The organism is Arenibacter sp. F20364 (genome assembly GCF_023015905.1).
GTDB lineage: Bacteria > Bacteroidota > Bacteroidia > Flavobacteriales > Flavobacteriaceae > Arenibacter.
This window is the reverse complement of sequence record NZ_JALKBD010000003.1, coordinates 43812-61009: the sequence shown is the minus strand read 5'-3', so window position 1 is coordinate 61009 and position 17198 is coordinate 43812. Positions and strand designations below refer to the sequence as shown.

Annotated in this window: 16 protein-coding genes; 7 read left to right on the top strand and 9 right to left on the bottom strand. The window is 41.6% G+C overall.

Translation table 11 applies throughout. The features are described from left to right. Positions 1–390: 390 nt before the first annotated feature. The 6 genes from MWU84_RS03055 to MWU84_RS03030 form a co-directional block, all read right to left on the bottom strand. Entirely contained in the window at positions 391–735 is a 345-nt protein-coding gene (locus tag MWU84_RS03055; RefSeq protein WP_246898480.1) for an L-rhamnose mutarotase, read from the bottom strand. Further along, positions 732–2066 (bottom strand): L-fucose:H+ symporter permease, encoded by a 1335-nt coding sequence (gene fucP, locus MWU84_RS03050; RefSeq protein WP_246898106.1) that lies wholly within the window; start codon positions 2064–2066, stop codon positions 732–734. The genes MWU84_RS03055 and fucP overlap by 4 nt, the downstream gene beginning before the upstream one ends. Positions 2067–2078: 12 nt before the next feature. Further along, positions 2079–2876 carry an SDR family oxidoreductase gene (locus MWU84_RS03045; RefSeq protein WP_246898102.1) on the bottom strand — a complete coding sequence of 266 codons (798 nt, stop codon included), beginning with the start codon at positions 2874–2876 and terminating at the stop codon, positions 2079–2081. Between the two features lie 130 nt (positions 2877–3006). Then, positions 3007–4020, bottom strand: a complete 1014-nt coding sequence (locus tag MWU84_RS03040; protein WP_246898099.1) for a zinc-binding alcohol dehydrogenase family protein — start codon at positions 4018–4020, stop codon at positions 3007–3009. Between the two features lie 247 nt (positions 4021–4267). Beyond that, positions 4268–5812, bottom strand: coding sequence for an alpha-L-fucosidase (locus MWU84_RS03035; protein ID WP_246898097.1), 1545 nt, complete (start codon positions 5810–5812; stop codon positions 4268–4270). Between the two features lie 261 nt (positions 5813–6073). After that, a complete protein-coding gene (locus tag MWU84_RS03030) occupies positions 6074–6916 on the bottom strand; it encodes an AraC family transcriptional regulator (protein WP_246898094.1) in 843 nt (280 codons plus the stop codon). Positions 6917–7122: 206 nt separating this feature from the next. Between MWU84_RS03030 and MWU84_RS03025 the strand changes: the two genes are divergently transcribed. From MWU84_RS03025 to MWU84_RS02995, 7 genes are all read left to right on the top strand, one after another. Further along, on the top strand, positions 7123–8283 hold the full coding sequence (locus MWU84_RS03025; protein ID WP_246898091.1) for a cytochrome P450: 1161 nt from the start codon (positions 7123–7125) through the stop codon (positions 8281–8283). A 15-nt stretch (positions 8284–8298) separates the two neighbouring features. Beyond that, entirely contained in the window at positions 8299–8607 is a 309-nt protein-coding gene (locus tag MWU84_RS03020) for a 2Fe-2S iron-sulfur cluster-binding protein (protein ID WP_246898089.1), read from the top strand. 15 nt (positions 8608–8622) lie between these two features. Continuing rightward, the gene (locus MWU84_RS03015; protein ID WP_246898087.1) at positions 8623–9876 is read left to right on the top strand and encodes an FAD-dependent oxidoreductase; all 1254 of its coding nucleotides are present in this window, start codon (positions 8623–8625) and stop codon (positions 9874–9876) included. A gap of 40 nt (positions 9877–9916) precedes the next feature. Further along, positions 9917–11035 carry a Zn-dependent alcohol dehydrogenase gene (locus MWU84_RS03010; protein WP_246898086.1) on the top strand — a complete coding sequence of 373 codons (1119 nt, stop codon included), beginning with the start codon at positions 9917–9919 and terminating at the stop codon, positions 11033–11035. Positions 11036–11044: 9 nt separating this feature from the next. Beyond that, positions 11045–11842, top strand: coding sequence for an alpha/beta hydrolase-fold protein (locus MWU84_RS03005; RefSeq protein WP_246898084.1), 798 nt, complete (start codon positions 11045–11047; stop codon positions 11840–11842). Between the two features lie 224 nt (positions 11843–12066). Further along, on the top strand, positions 12067–13329 hold the full coding sequence (locus MWU84_RS03000; RefSeq protein WP_246898080.1) for a CHASE2 domain-containing protein: 1263 nt from the start codon (positions 12067–12069) through the stop codon (positions 13327–13329). 205 nt (positions 13330–13534) lie between these two features. Then, a complete protein-coding gene (locus tag MWU84_RS02995; protein ID WP_246898076.1) occupies positions 13535–14140 on the top strand; it encodes a hypothetical protein in 606 nt (201 codons plus the stop codon). Positions 14141–14243: 103 nt separating this feature from the next. Here MWU84_RS02995 and MWU84_RS02990 read toward each other — a convergent pair whose 3' ends face one another. Genes MWU84_RS02990 through MWU84_RS02980 form a run of 3 tightly spaced genes read right to left on the bottom strand, consistent with a single transcriptional unit; the run spans position 14244 to position 17043 of the window. Further along, positions 14244–15263 (bottom strand): NAD-dependent epimerase/dehydratase family protein, encoded by a 1020-nt coding sequence (locus tag MWU84_RS02990; protein ID WP_246898073.1) that lies wholly within the window; start codon positions 15261–15263, stop codon positions 14244–14246. Next, a complete protein-coding gene (locus MWU84_RS02985) occupies positions 15260–16435 on the bottom strand; it encodes a M20 family metallopeptidase (RefSeq protein WP_246898071.1) in 1176 nt (391 codons plus the stop codon). The genes MWU84_RS02990 and MWU84_RS02985 overlap by 4 nt, the downstream gene beginning before the upstream one ends. Then, a complete protein-coding gene (locus MWU84_RS02980; RefSeq protein WP_246898069.1) occupies positions 16432–17043 on the bottom strand; it encodes a flavin reductase in 612 nt (203 codons plus the stop codon). The genes MWU84_RS02985 and MWU84_RS02980 overlap by 4 nt, the downstream gene beginning before the upstream one ends. Between the last annotated feature and the right edge of the window lie 155 nt (positions 17044–17198).

Genomic DNA, 17198 nt, shown 5'->3' with positions numbered 1-17198 from the left:
TAGAAATAACCAACTGCAGATTTAGCAACATATGATCAACAGTATGCAACATATGGTCAAAATCCGAAGGCGATAGGAGGGAGTCAATCTCCGAAGTTGCGTGTGAATTAATTTAAAAGCAAGAACCAGCCTTCCTAAATTTGAAGTTCTGTTCCTTGGTCCCCTTAACCTACGAAGTATCTATAAATCATACTCCCGGATAGACTATCGTTGATCATTATCTTCAAAGTCTATGAATTGGTGGGACTTCTTCCTTGTGAAGATCACATGGCCGTTAAGAATTATTGAAGACTTGCAAATAATTTAGGCCAAGGCATCCTTATATAAAATCCCAATATTTTCTCAATAAAATGAAATAAGTACAAACATGCTTTTCTTTTAAAAACCAATTTAAACCAACTGGAAAACCTGTTCCATAGGCACCCATTTTTCTCCTTCTTGGGCCCAGGGCAAGGCTTGTTGGTATTTCCACATTAGTTCTTCCCATTCCTGTACCTTGGGATTCAGGGCATCCGCTTGGGCCTTTTTAACCGGGTCAAAGGATTCGTCCACGTCCATGACCATAAACATCCTGTTTCCTGTTAAATAAATCTGCAGGTCCACGATGCCGGCATCCTTGATACTTTTGGTTATTTCTGGCCATGCATTGCCTGCCGCATGGTATTCTTTATATTCGGCCATTAATCGGGAATCATCCTTTAAGTCGCACGAAAAACAAAATCTTCTTGTCATTATTCGGTGGTTTTATTGGTTTTAAAACTACTGTATCCGTACCAAGCCACAACGGCCAAGCAAATCAATGGGAGTATGAATGAAAATTTTACTTCCGGAATAAATCCAAGTACCGCTACATCTGCAAAACCATCACCACCCCAGTCTAAAATACTGCCCTGTAGTACGGGCATCAATGCTCCCCCTACAATGGCCATTACAAGTCCTGCCGAACCTATCTTGGCCTCGTCTCCCATATCCTTTAGGGCAATTCCATAAATAGTGGGGAACATAATGGACATAAAGACCGAAATACCTACCAAAGCAAGTAAACCTGGCATGCCGGATAGCAATATGGCCCCGGCGGACATTACAACCCCACCCAAGCCGAACCACATTAAAAGTTTGGAAGGATTTATGCTTTTCATCATGGCCGTACCTATCCATCGTCCGGTAAGAAATAAGATCATTGCCACCACATTGAACCAGGTAGCCGTTAATTGCTCAACTTCGGCCCGTCCTTCGTTCATATGATCCACGTATTGAAAAATATAGGTCCAGCACATAATTTGGGCCCCTACATAGAAGGCCTGGGCGAGGACCCCTTTCAAATAATTTTTATTCGCAAAAAGCTTTTTAAAAGACTCGGAAACGGACATCTTATCCTCTTCTGCAGTCTTTGGGATTTTGGTAAATACAATAATGGCCATGATGGCGAGTACCACAATTCCCAGGCCTATATATGGAATACTGATAATGCCCAGGTCATTTTCCCTAATGGCCGCCAATTCCTCTGAACCCAGGGCGTTAAAGGCTTCAGCAGTGTAATCATCAGATCGCAGGGCACCTATTACAAATACCTGGGCTATGATCATCCCTGTCAATGATCCCATAGGGTTGAATGCCTGCGCCAGATTCAATCTTCTGGTGGCCGTAGTCTCATCACCAAGGGCAAGGACCAAGGGATTGGAGGTCGTTTCCAAAAAGGCCAAACCACAGGTAAGAACCCATAAAGAGATTAAAAAATAGGAATACTCTTCATAAGCTGCCGCCGGATAAAACAAAAAGGCCCCAATGGCATATAAGATGAGCCCTAGGATAATCCCCGATTTATAACTGTATTTTCGTATGAAGAGGGCAGCAGGCAAGGCCATAAAAAAATAGCCGAAGTAAAATGCGAACTGTACCAACGAAGCTTGTACATTGGTCAGTTCCGGCATAACTTTTTTAAATGCCGATACCATTGGATTGGTAAGATCATTGGCAATGCCCCATAGGGCAAATAAAGAGGTGATCATAATAAAGGGAAATAACAATTCCCTGTTTACCACTGGTATTTTCTTGGTCTTGGTCATAATTGGTCTATTTTATTGTTGGTCGGTCAAGAGGGACCTGTCCAGATGCACATAACCTCCGTCTACAAAAATGAACTGTCCGGTGGTATGCGAAGATTTTTCCGAGATGGTAAACAGACAGCTGTCCGCAATTTCCCGTGGAGTCGTCATCCGATTCTCCAAAGGTATTTTTTTTACGATGGATTTTAATTTTTCCGCTCCATCATCCAGGGTCTTGATCCAGTTGTCATAGGCAGGTGTCCAACTCTCAGCAATAATTATGGCATTGGAACGAACGTTGTGTTTTATAAGGTCTACTGCCCATTCACGTGTAAGGCCCAGCACCCCTCCCTTAGAGGCCGCATAGCCAGAAGTACCTCCTTGGCCCGTTAAGGCGACTTTGGACCCTATGTTCAGAATATTGCCCTTGGCCTTGATGATATAGGGAAGGCAATATTTGGTCATGGCAAAAAAGCTTACCAAATTCAATTTTAGGGAATACATAAAATCATCAATGGAAGCATCCAGTCCGGCACCATCGTTTACCCCAACATTATTGATCAAGACATCTATATGACCGTATTTATCACCAATTATTTTGGCAGCCCTTTCTATTTGGACTGTATCGGATAGATCGGTCTTGACAAAGATAGCATCCAATCCCCTTTCCTGAAGTTCCTTTTCATAGCCATAACCTCTATCGTTTCTACAAACTATTACTGGTATCGCCCCTTCGTCGGCAAGGGCCTGTACTATGGTTTCACCTATACTTCCCCTGATTCCTGCAGCGCCGGTTACCACTACAATCTTGTTTTTTAATTCTAAATCCATCTATTTACATCTTGGTTAATTTTCTAAAAATTGGTCATATCTTTTCATTGAACACTACCCATATTATACGCGGGTATATCTAAGGTAGAGAACAACCATGCTCTTACATCCCAATACAGGAATAACCCTCTTAAAAATCGACCATAGCCTTGATTACCCCATTTTTGGGATCTACCCAATGGTCAAAATTGGCTATCATTTCGGTATAGGGCACATTGTGGGTAACAAAGGAATCAATGGGAAATTGTCCTTTTTCCAAAATTGAAATGACATTTTCAAAATCTTCCAAAGTAGCATTTCTACTACACAGTATAGTAGATTCCTTGGCATGTATGGCCGGATGCAAAAAGGTGAGCTCTCCTTTGGAAAGGCCCACAAGTACATAGCGTCCTCCATGGGACATATAGTCGGGGCCAGATTCCAGAGCACCTTTATGCCCAGTGGCATCAAATACCACCGCACACATATCTCCGTTGGTAATACCCTTAATCTGCATTACGGCTTCTTTCCCACCAATAACCACATGATCTACACCTATTTTATCTTTGGCATAATCCAGCCTTCCCTGGTTCATGTCAACCGCAATCACTTTAGCACCTGCAATCTGGGCCAATTTTAGTATGCCAATGCCGATAGGGCCACAGCCTACGACCACAATGGTTTCCCCTTTCTTAATATCGGCCCTGCGGATGGCATGCGCTCCAATGGCCAGAGGTTCTACAACCGCCATTTGGTTATCGCTTAACTTTTTGGCCGGAATTAATAGTGATATAGGCACGGATATGGTTTCCTGCATACCCCCGTCTGTATGTATCCCCAGCACGGCAATATTGGTACAACAGTTGGTCTTGCCCTGTCTACAGGCTACGCATTTACCACAACTTATATAGGGCATAACCACTACGTTGTCGCCCTTCTTAAGTCCTTTGTCGTTTTCTTCTATCTCTACGATCTCCGTGGCAAGTTCATGCCCTAAAATCCTGGGATAGGTGAAGAACGCCTGGTTGCCCCCATAGGCGTGTATATCGGTTCCGCAGATCCCCACTTTTTTAACGCGGAGTAGGGCTTCTCCCTTTACTTTTTCTGGAGGATTTTTTTCTTTCAACAAAAACTCTCCGGGCTTTTCACAAACTATATAATTCATTCTATATTATTTATATATTGACTAAGTATCCAATTATCGGACAAAGGGTTGACTGCCTAGGTGCTAATGACTTTATATGTGCAAAACTATTTAATTTATCTGCTCGTTACAGGGACTATTACATCCCCTTGGTGTATTGATTGGCCTTTCTAAGTTTCAAGCCTATTTCCCTGGGTATTAAAATTTAAATAGAGCGCACCATGAAAAGTGCGCTCTATAAGCTAATTCAAACAATTCACTTACAATACTATAAGCTGATTTCCAGAACGTGGGCATATTCCCCCGATTGCTTTCCTAAATTATCCACAAATAGCCCCTTTTCCGTTTGATCCAAGGTCAATTTGGCATCACTGCCCAAAAGTCGAACCCCTTTAATGTTTAGGTCTTTGGCATATTCACTGTTACTTCCCAAGGATTCGATATTAATTTTACCACTACTTGGCCAGGCCAACATTATGGCGTATAGCTTATCACCCTTTTGGGTAAAACGGATATCCTGTCCGGTAAATTCTTTGTTCTGTCCTTCGGAATGATGGCCCTTCTTAACTTCGGTAGGACCTTCGCCAAAAGTTCTCCAATATCTAGTATCGTATATGGCATCTCCGTTTACTTCCAACCAGCTACCGATCTGCAACAATATTTCCTTTTGATCATCCGGAATGGTACCGTCTGCCTTTGGGCCAACGTTCAACAATAAGTTTCCGTTTTTGGAAACAATGTCTACTAGATCGTCAATGAGTTGGTTGGCTGTCTTTGAGTCCCAATTGGTAACATGGGACCAAGAATTTTTACCAATTGAGGTATCTGTTTGCCAAGGAAGTTTACGTATTCCAGGGAGCTTTCCTCGTTCCAAATCATAGATAACCGTTCCTTCCGGAAAAGCTTCGTGATCAAAATTCTTATCATTTATAACCACTTCTTTGCCCCATTTCAAACCTTTATTGTAATAATAGGCAGCAAGTTTAGGCCGTAAATCCGCAAAATCAGGCGTGTCCAAATAAAAATCGAACCAAAGTATGTCCGGTTGATAATTATCTATAAGATCTACAGTCCTATTCCACCATTTTTGTTTGAATTCAGCAGAAACAGGCTCCTCCAAGTTTTTACCTTTAGTTGAATACAAGTCCGCATATTCAGGATCAGTCGTATCAAATTTATCTTTCTTATTATAAAAAGACCAGTTGAATGCGTAGTGGGATGAGGCTCCCATTTTAAGCCCTTGTTTACGGCCTTCTTCAAAAAGTTCTCCCAATACGTCCCTTTTTGGACCCTTATCAAAAGCATTCCAACGCGTGGTGTTGGATTTGTACATCGCAAATCCGTCATGGTGGTCTGCCACGGGAACCACATAACGGGCACCCGATTTCTTGAATAAATCTATCCAAGTGGCGGCATCAAATTTTTCTGCTTTGAACATTGGGATAAAGTCCTTGTAACCAAATTCCTTTTGATCGCCCCAAGTCTTTTTGTGATGTAGGTAAGTGGCATTGGGCCCTTTTTTACCCAATTTGAGCTGGGCAGAAAAAGTGGCCGTATCCATATACATTTGTCTCGGATACCATTCCGAGCCAAAGGCGGGAACACTATAGGCCCCCCAATGAATGAATATACCAAACTTATCATTGCTAAACCATTCGGGATCCTTGTAATTGGCCTTGATTGATTCCCAGTTAGGTTCAAATTGTTTCACTACCTCAGGGGCCGGTTCAGCCACCTTCTTATTCTCTGTTTTACATGATATCAACACTAGGATCGATCCCAGTATTAAAATTTGTTTTCTTATACCCACCATTTTAAATTTTATAGAAAAGGAGTTTATGATACTCCCCGTTTTTGATTTGGCAAATATCAATTTAAGGTACTATTCTTAAGATACCGTATGTTCCAAATTCTGCAACAAATGGTTTTTTGGATTTTTTAATATATTACAAACCTATTGATAATCAACATTATGAACCATAAACTACCACTAGCCTGTAAATCTTTAAGAGTAGAGGATAGTCGCAAAAATTGAATGTAGTGGCATTGTGACTATCCTGCAACAGTCCATATTTTAAATTTGGGCCAGATAGGTCTTTCTGTACTTTGCAGGTGATACCTTGTATATGCTTTGAAACTTTTTAAAAAAGAAAGGAGGGGATTCATAACCACAGGCAAAACCAATTTGGGAAACGGAATCCTCCGTATCTACCAACATTCTAGCTGCCACATTAATACGATACTCGTTTAAAAAGGTAAAAAAAGAACGACCCATCATTCTGGTGAAAAATCTGGAAAAAGATTGTTCGGACATATTTACCAAATCTGCCAATTCCTTTAAATAAATTTTTCGGTGAAACTGTGCCCCTACAAAATCGTGGATTTTGGTCATACGGGTACCGTATTCCGTAGGCAGGTCTTCCTCAAAACTGGATGCCGACAGCGTCTTGTAAGTAGTTGTGGACAACTTTATAAGAACGGACAATAATTCAAGATACAGGCCTTGTCCCTTTAATTGCATCATATTTTTAAGCTGTGGTAAAACGACGGATATTATCGCTGCATCAAAAATAATACCCTTGGAAGCCATTTTTAACATTTCAAAAACGGGTGTAAGTTCAGGCGCTTTGGCGAAGATACCTCTGTTCCATTGGATCACTAGAGACCTTGAATCTGAAACCTGCTGTTTGTGGTTAGTCCAACAGTGGGGCACATTGGAACGTAAAAGTACCAATTCCCCAGGCTGATATGGCCCAACATAATCCCCTATAAATTTTGTTCCTACACTGGATTCTATGTAGGTAAGTTCGTGTTGGGGGTGAAAATGCCATGGGGTTGCAAAATCCTTGTCAACGTAGTGAAACCCTTTAATGGTCTGTTGTTCATTTAAAGGAATGGGCTCCAGGATTGGCTTCATATATTACTTAGAATTTTGGAATATGTATAGTCAGTACAAACTTAGTAATTTATTTATTTTACCCCAAAACACTGATAAATGTCATATATTAAACAGAATAGTTTAGTTATTGGTTAAAAATGGTTACTTATTGGGATCAAATTATTGCCAATTTTGTATCACTATTGGAAAATACCTTAAATTAATGTTGAATCAAGAATTGTATTATGGAAAAAAGTGAACTACCAGATCCCTTCGAAAAAGCGAGGGTGGATAAAGGCTATGGTGAATTGAATGACCAGGATGATCCGGTAACCATGCTTTTGCGGCTTAAAGATGTTAGAAAGACAGCCCATAATTACAAAACCTTTCAATCCGCTGCCCAACCGGGGCGTATCGTTGTACCTTCAGAGGTGAATATTCGTGACACCCGTCAAATTCCATTTGAAGTGGACCCACCCGTTCACGGGGAATATAGGGCTATAGTGGAACCTTGGTTCAAACGTCCTTTACAGGCTGAATATCAAGAAAAATTAACGGCACAAATAGCATCTTTGGTAGATGAAATTTTGAATAAAGATACGGTAGAGGTAGTGAATCAATTTGCGCTGCCACTACAATCAAGGGCTTTGACATTATTGCTCAATACTCCTTTTTCGGAATCCGAAACTTGGATATCCTGGGGAACCCACGTTTTTAGAAGTGAAGGGGAAGCTTTGGATGCGGATAAGGCCAACATTCTTTATGATTATATAGACCAAGAGATAGACCGCGCCATAGAAAATCCAGGCGAGGATATGTATTCTGTATTGCTATCTTCAGATTTTCAAGGCAGAAAACTAAGTAAGGATGAGGTAAAAGGGGTTATGGTGCTCACCTTTGCAGGTGGGCGCGATACCGTTATCAATGCCGTTACAAATTCCATAGCCTATCTGGCAGAGCATCCAGAATCACTGGAACGCCTCCGTAAGGAGCCTGAGATTGCAGCAAAGGCTGTGGAAGAATTTATACGGTACTTTTCCCCTTTGACCCAAATGGGCCGTGTGGTTACGGAAGACACCGCAGTATGTGATCATGCCATTAAAGCCGATACTAGAGTATCCTTATGTTGGGCCTCTGCCAATAGGGATGCCTCAGTATTTGAAAACCCCAACGAGATTGTGCTGGACCGTAAAATAAACCCACATGTAGGCTTTGGTTTTAGCCATCACAACTGTCTTGGAGCAACCCATGCCCGACAAATACTAAAAATCTTATTAAATACCTTGGCTACAAAAGTAGGTTCGATAGAGATTCAGGATTACAAAGAAAACATCGAGTCCCTGGATGAATTTGAACGAAAGGTGGGATACGACCGAATTAATGTAAAGTTCAATAAATTAACCTAAAACATAAAGTCAATTATGGCAAAGATCACATTTATTACAAGTGATAATGAAAGTATTACCTTAGAAGGAAGCTCAGGATCCGTAATGGCTTTGGCCGTTGATAACGGAATAAAAGGAATAGACGGCGATTGTGGGGGTGTTTGCTCCTGCGCTACTTGCCATGTTCATGTCCGCCCTGAGGATATGGAAAAAACGGGTACAGCAAGTGAAATAGAAGCTGATATGTTGGAACTGGACGATAATGCCGACGAATTTAGCCGCCTGTGTTGTCAGTTGGAAATAGGGGATCATTTGGACGGAGTAGTCCTAAGGGTTGCCAAGTAATCTATCCCTCCAATAATGACCGAAAACCAAAACAATAAAATATGCGTCGTTATCGGCGCAAGCCATGCAGGGGTAAATTTTGCTTTTGCGCTAAGGCGCGAAGGTTGGAATGGCGATATCATTTTATATGACGCCGATCCTATATTACCTTATCACAGGCCACCACTATCCAAAGCCTACCTTAGCAGCGAAGACGGCATTGATAAAAACCTGTTGAAATCTGCCGAGAGCTATGAAAAGGAAGGGATAACCCTAAAACTGGGGATTAAGGTAAGCTCTATAAACAGAGAGAAAAAGTATATTGTACTCAGTGATGGCACGGAACAAGGTTATGACAAATTGGTCTTGGCTACCGGTGCCCGCCCTATTATGCCACCAATTCCTGGTCTAATGTCTTCAAATAATATTTTTCCACTTCGAACGGCTGCCGATGTGACCAACATTAGAACTTGTTTGGCGGCAAGTGACCTTAAAAGGGTAGTTGTTATTGGGGGAGGATATATTGGTCTTGAAACTGCTGCCTCTTTAAAGAAATTAGGGGCTCCGGTAACGGTACTGGAACGCGAAGAGCGAATCCTGGCCAGGGTTACAGCACCAGAAATGTCGGCCTTCTTTCAAAATCTGCATGCTGAAAATGGTGTTGCTATTTTCACTGAAAAGAATGTAATCGCCATTGAGAGCAATTCCGAAGAAAAAGTGGTGAAATGTGATGATGGGGCAAGTTATGCCGCCGATATTATTATTGTTGGTGTAGGGATACATGTCAATACAGAATTGGCCGCCTCGGCCGGACTAACCATTGAAAACGGTATAAAAGTGGATGAAACGGCCAAGACCTTGGACGATGACATCTTTGCCATTGGCGATTGTACCTTTAATTTTAACCCACATTACAATCGCTTTGTTCGATTGGAGTCCGTTCAAAACGCAGTGGACCAGGCAAAAGTGGCTGCCGCTGCCATCTGTGGCAAAGAAACAAAATATGATAGTATTCCTTGGTTCTGGTCCGATCAATATGACGTAAAACTACAGATGGTGGGTTTATCAAATGGATATGACCAACTAATTTTACGGAAGGAAGCCGATAACGAAAAATGTTTTTCCGCTTGGTACTTCAAAAGAGACCGACTCCTTGCCGTTGATGCCGTGAACAATGCCAAGGCCTATGTATACGGCACTAAATTTATCAAAAGCGGTGACAAAATAGATAAGGCAAAACTAGTGGATTTAGAAGTGGAATTTAAGCCAATACATCTATTGGCCGTATAAATAAAGATATTGGTATCCATTAAAAACTAAAAAGGAAAATATGTCCATAATTTCAAAGAGTGCAATAGCCACCGGCGATGGAAAATTTGTCATAGACCATGTTACCCTTGCAGAACCCCTTGTTGACGAGGTATTGATAAAAATGAAGGCAGCAGGCCTATGCCATACCGATTACGATTCCCTTTCTTGGGGCAAGCCTGTGCTTATGGGGCACGAGGGGGCAGGTATTGTTGAAAAAGTAGGGACAAGCGTTAACAACCTTCAGCAGGGTGACCAAGTTATTTTAAATTGGGCCACCCCTTGTATGAGTTGTTTTCAATGTCAGGAAGGCAACCAACACATTTGTGAAAACAATTCTCCCGTTGTTGCCGGAAGAAATGGCTATACCCCTGGGCATGCCCATTTGGAGGGAACCCAATGGCAGGGTAAACCCATAGAACGTTCCTTCAATATAGGAACACTTAGCGAATATGCCCTGGTAAAAGCCTCGGCTTTGGTAAAGGTTGATGAAGAGAATCTAAATTTCCCTGCGGCCAGTATTGTCAGCTGCGGGGTGATGACCGGCTATGGTTCTGTGGTGAATTCGGCCCAACTAAAAGCTGGGAGTTCAGCTGTAGTGTTGGGTTGCGGTGGTGTTGGACTCAATGTTATCAATGCCTGTGAAATTTCAGGGGCCGGAAGAATTGTGGCCGTCGATATCAATCCCCAAAAGTTGGAGCTTGCCAAGCAATTTGGCGCCACCGATGTTATCTTGGCCGAGAAAACCGATACAGGACTTTCACAGGTAGCGGAAAAAGTAAAAAAAATGTTTGATGGCAGAGGGGCCGATTATGCCTTTGAATGTACTGCCATTCCTGCACTTGGAGCTGCCCCCTTGGCCATGATCAGAAACGCGGGAACCGCAGTACAAGTAAGTGGCATTGAAGAGGAAATCACCATAGATATGCGTCTCTTTGAATGGGACAAGATATACATCAATCCGTTATATGGTAAATGTCGCCCTGAAATTGATTTTCCAAAATTGATGCGCCTTTACAAAAAAGGCGACCTAAAATTAAATGAGATGATTACCCGCGAATACCCTTTGGAAGATTTGCAACAGGCTTTGGACGATATGCTACAGGGTAGGAATGCCAAAGGGGTTATAACTTTCAATTAAAGCAAGTATATGAGCAGTTTTAGAACCATTGAGCTTTCCGATATGGCCTACGAAAATGACGGACTTCGGTTTTTAACCATCAAAACCAAGAACTTGAAGGGGAGGGGGGATATCTGTCTCTTTGTACCAAAAAATGATGAAAATCTTCGGGATCTCCCGATCTATATTCTTTTACATGGCGTTTACGGCAGCTCTTGGTCATGGTCCATGAAGGGTGGGGCCCACCGTACGGCAGCGCGATTGATTGAGGATAAATCCATTAAACCAGCCATTATTGCTATGCCTTCGGACGGACTTTGGGGCGATGGTTCAGGCTATTTATCCCATCAGGAAAAAGATTTTGCGCAATGGATCGTATCCGATGTTCCCAAAGCCATTGTGGAGAATTTGGTTGGCGCAAGTGAGAGATCGCCCTTGTGTATTGGCGGACTCTCCATGGGCGGATATGGTGCCTTGATGTTGGGAGCTCGATTTCCAAATAAATTCAAAGCAATATCCGGGCATAGTTCCATTACCAAATTTGAGCAGATGGCAGCCTTTGTGGAAGAGTCCCTTGCTTCCTACGAAATAGGTGATTCGGACAAAAATGTCATCGACCTAATAAAAAAACAAGAAGGGCAATTGCCTGCACTGCGCTTTGATTGCGGTACAAGCGATGATCTCTTGGAGGCAAATAGGACATTGCACAAAGAACTACAGGCACTAAAAATAGCTCATACCTACGAAGAGTTTGAAGGGGGACACGAATGGCCGTATTGGCAAGAACATGTGGAAAAAACCCTGAGATTCTTTGATACACAAATATGAGAATTCCGCTTCTTCCCTTGGGAATCCTTATATAAAAACAACACATAATTAATTTCAAAAAATCCCAATCTTTACTCACTAAGTGAGATTTGAATGCTCCGATGCCTCAAGGGATTACCCTGAGGTAATCAACTTAGCACAAGTATATAAGAATATCCTTTAAGATATATAGGGCTCTAGCATCCGTTTCTGATTTATAAAATATATTTAATTAAATTTATTTAATGATTCTAGATTCGGTTTTCACCTATTGCAGAAAATACATTGACTATATAAAGGTCTTGGTCTGTTTGATTTTTGCACTTAATTTATTGAGGTTAAGCTATAAGTGGACCAACCACAACTTCATTGGTGGGGAGGATGAAAATTTGGTATTGAATCTAAACATATTTCTAAACGATTTTTTTGAAATTGAATCCGAAGAGGACTTTGTCATGGATCAGGCTGTTTTTATTAATATATCCAATGATAAAGAGCTTATCAATGTCAAGGACAACTTCGGTATCCCCATAGGAAATAGAGCTATTACCGACAGACAAAAGCTGATTGCACTAATCGAGGCAATGCAGGACAAACAGAAAATTGCCTTCTTTGATATCTTCTTTGATCCGGCCCATGAATCTGCCCACGATTCATTGCTAAACAGCAAACTCACAGCTTCAAAAAAAATTATTATACCCTCCATCATCCGCAATGACAGTTTAATAGAGCCCAAATTCCAAGGACTCATTGGATTGTCCAGTTATGACAAAACCCTGTTTTCAAACAAATTTGTAAAATATACCTATTTACAAAACGATTCTATCCCAAGTGTGGCACTGTTGATGCACCATCTTATCAACGATGAAACCATAGAGAAAAAAGGCAATTATTATTTTACAGGTGATACCTTGTGTCTTAATTCCCTGATAATTGATCACCCAATAAAATCCATACACAAGTATGATAATGATTTAAATTATGTCTATTCGGAATTGGGCGCAGATATTTTGGACGTCATGACTCCTGATGAAATCCAAGCTTTGGTGGCAGAAAAAATAGTATTGGTAGGAGATTACGATGATGCTGATTTTCATCAAACTATTTATGGTTCCATTCCTGGAGTTATCATTAACTACAATTCATTTCTAGCATTAAAGCAACACAAACACCTTGTGCAAAAATCACAAATCTATTTTTTGTTTATGGTGTATTTTCTAATTTCCATGAGCATATTGTTCGATTGGGACCTTTATATCAGACAAAAAATAAACCACAAACTCAGGAAGTTTAAAATTTTCAATTACCTAAATAGCAGTGCATTACTTTTCAACAATGTTTTCATTGCAATCCTAAGGAACTACATAGAAATTGGAGTTTTAGTTTCAGGTCTAAGTTTACTGTTTTACTATCTTTATGGACAATATATAGAAATATTGGGCACGTCATTCATTATTGGGTCAGTCATAGTCATTAGAAATTACTTTACAGAAAAGCATGCACATTAAACTAAGTATTGTCTTTTTAACAGTGTTTTGTGCTCTTGCGAATGCGCAAAACGAGCTTAAAGTGTTATTTACAAGTGGTGATGTGTATTGTAAAAACGAATTGTTAAAAATAGGTGACTTCCTCAGTTATAACGATTCAATAATGTTTTCAAATAAAACTAGCCTATTGAAGGTTTGCTACGACAAGTGTTCAAAAAAAAAGATTTTGACAGGCAATAATCAGCACTATAGCTATGGCGATTACTCCTTAAAAACACGGACAAAAGCAAATATGTTTTCAGGAATAATGACCCCAAGAAACCAATATAGTCCCTTTGATATTGATCGTGTGGGTGACGAAATTGATTTCGATTTCATTGCAGATAAGAGATGGTTACCCATTGGTGTCGTAAACACTCTTTATTTGAAATATCACCCTAGAACATATCCCGTAGACGAAACCCATTATTTTTATTTGATGGATAAAAATGGAGAAGAGGTTAAATTGGAAAGCCATGAAGGTACCCTAGCCATAGAAAAAGCCGTGCTACTATTGGCCGAAGAAGGCAATTTTTCTAACAGGTTGGGAGTAGCCGATGCACGTATAAGCCTATACTATAAACGTAATAATTCCAAACATAGAAGGTCTAGGAGTATTTTGGATCTAAATCTCATATTCTTGGACCAAGCAAAGGATTATCTAAAAAACATTTTGGAAGCTTATCCTTTAAGTGCGGATGACAAGCTAGAAATTATGATAGATTATATGAAATTGGAGTATGGTGAAATAATTATAAGTAAAAGGGAATATCAGTATGTCATTCTTAATTAAAAGCGCCAATTAAACCATATATTTTCCCTAGTACAGTATTTCGTATATCCATGCGCCGATTGCAACAGGTCCCGTGCAAGATGACCCAATCTGAATAGACAAACTACAATGTAAAGCCTGTTTTGGCAGATAGAATACTTTTTAATTCCTCCGTGGTTGAGGCATCTATGATATTCAAAGCCTTTACCTTACATAGTTTCTCCACCATATCCTTACCGGCCAGGGTATTGGAAGCAATGCCCGTTACTATATCCGGTACCAGATCAAAAGCCTTCATCAGGCCATGTACCGCATAGGGATCGGAAGCTGCAAGAATAGTGCATTTAATATGCTCCCGTAAAGCGTTGATTGCCAAATCCCCATTATAGGGTTCCAAGGGAGAGGCCCCTATTTCAATGATGGCCACATCTGCCAATTGATGTTCTATCATACTCAGGAGTTGATCCAATTTTTTCTTATAGGCATCTTTGGGATAAATGGAGGAGGGGAGCCCCACGTCCACAAAGTCCATCACCGCGTCCGCACCCACATCCTTGATGGCCATTATATCCTTATAGCGTCCGGCTCCAGTGAGTTTGGCACCCACCACCTTATATCCTGCCGATTTAAAGAGATGGGTAACGATCCTGGCGGAAGTAGTTTTTCCGGCGGACATGGAGGTACCTACAAAAAGTATGACAGGAGTTTTAAAAGGAATTATTTCGGAAGGCTTTACAAAATCGCTCATATTGAGACTCTTGCCGTTCCTATGGGCGTGGCCCATATACAGCAGCTCCATCATATTCGGCATAAAAGCGGATCTGGAAGTCAGCTTCCCTAGGAGGCCGGCCCCCGTAAGTACGCTCATTTTTAAATCCTCCCCAACCTTGCGCCAAGTACCGGTAGCCTCCAGAGTGGCATAGCGTTCGCCCAAAGCACCTACTAGTAATTCACCGCCGATTACGCCACGCATCCTGCCATTGGGAAGCTCCAACAGCAAGGTGCTACTTCCAGGGTCCAAAATTTTACAGATTACATAATCCCCAGTTTGCCATTGTTCCCTAGGAAGTTTTGCCACCTCATAATCCTTTTCCGCCAAATCGGAAATCCGGGTCAGAGAAGTATGTATATATTGATTTTTCATATGTTTTTGTTTAAAGGCTCGGTCAGGAGCAAGAGTGTCAATAAAGCGGTTCTTTCAATGATTTTATTCCCAAAAATGTACTCGTGTGGGGCATGGGCCCCATCTCCCGGGGTTCCCAGCCCATCCAAGGTGGCCGTAAAAATACTGGTGGTATTGGCATCGGAGCCTCCGCCTGAAGTAGCTTGTTCCAAGTGTATACCCAGCTGTTGCCCGTGTTCTTTAGCTATTCTCCACAGTTCTTGATTACGCGGTGTCCTTTCCATAGGAGGTCTTCCTATTCTTCCTTCAATGGTCAACTGCACATTGGGCAAAAGGGGTTTCAAAGCCTTTATTTTATCGGTAATCAATTTGCCATCGGCCTCGTTCATAACCCGCACATCTACCACGGCTTTACTTTCGGGGGCTACTACGTTGGGCGAAATACCACCTTCTATCATACCCACATTTACGGTAATCCCCTTTTCAAAATCGTTCATGGCATATAGTTGCTGTACCTGATGGGACAACTCTACTATAGCATTGATTCCCTTTTCTGGATCCAGGCCCGCATGTGCCGCTTTTCCGGTAACGGTCAAGGTAAACCGGCCCAAGCCTTTTCTTGCCGTCTTTAGTTTCCCGTCCAAGCCAAGAGGCGGCTCCAGCACATAGGCCCTATTGGAGATTTTCGCCAACCGTTTAATAGAATTGGTAGATTCCCTACTGCCTATTTCCTCGTCAGAATTAATGAGCACGATAGGCGTAACCTTTAAGGGGGCGTGTATGGCCTTTAAAGCCAATAAGGAAAAATACAATTGGGTAAGGCCTGCTTTCATGTCATAGATACCCGGCCCCTTCATCATGCCATTGTCATAGGATATGGGCATATTCTTTATGGTATTCGTTGGCCAAACGGTATCACAATGTCCTACGATCAACTGTAGGGGCAAACTCCTATCTCGGTCTATGGGCCGTGCATAAAGATATCCACCGGTAAGTTGCCCCGGGACCATAATAACATGATAGCCTATAGCTTCAAATTTGACCCTTAAGAAACCTAGAATTCTATGTTGCTTTTCAATTTCCCTAGTGGGCGATTCCAAGGTCACCAGATCTTTTAAAAAATGAATCATTTTTTCATGATGGGTCTCTAAGTATTCCCGAATAAGGATCGCTATTTCTTTCTCTTCTATCATTTTTTAAAGCCTTTGGGAAATGGAAAATTATAGGTTTGGGCAATAGAGGCGAACCTTCCCGGAGACAGGTAAGCCAATAAGGGATATTCATTTATTTGTTGCTGTTCATCCATTTCGGAAACCCTTAGATAGTCCTTATGCACGTAGGCCGTCTTTATCTTCCCCGTGATAAAACTGTGTTCTCCAAAGCCATCAATGATCTTGAACAACTCGCACTCCAGGTACAGATAGGAATTTTCAATAAAAAGCGCATCTATGCTAGTGGCCCTGACCGTTGGCAAGGAGGCTACTATTTGCTCCGATTTCTCAATGCCTGGGTTTCGGGGGGAAGCTCCTAAAGAGGCCAATAAAACTTGATCGGGGATGGGGAAACTAACGGAAAACTCTTTGGTCTCCTTTACATTGTGATAGGTGGAATGATTTGGCGTACACAGAAAACCAAAATAATTGGAGGGCCCCAGGGGCGTGGCCATATGCTTGGGCGCCATATCATACCCATCGCCTTCCCTGGATCCTACTACAATTAAGGGGGCTACCGTAAAGAAATGATCCCAAATGGGCATTTTGGTCGATATGGGCACATAATTATCCTTTAACTGCTTGTCCATGGTAAATAACGGTTTAAACCAAATTTACAAAGCACAGTAGAAAATTAAACTGATATTGGTCATAAGAGGGCTACAACCAATGCCTTGGTTGCAAGCCTATATTCCTGGAGATCTAGATTTATGGTGAGTTCGATAAGTCCGTAGTCTGGGCGGAC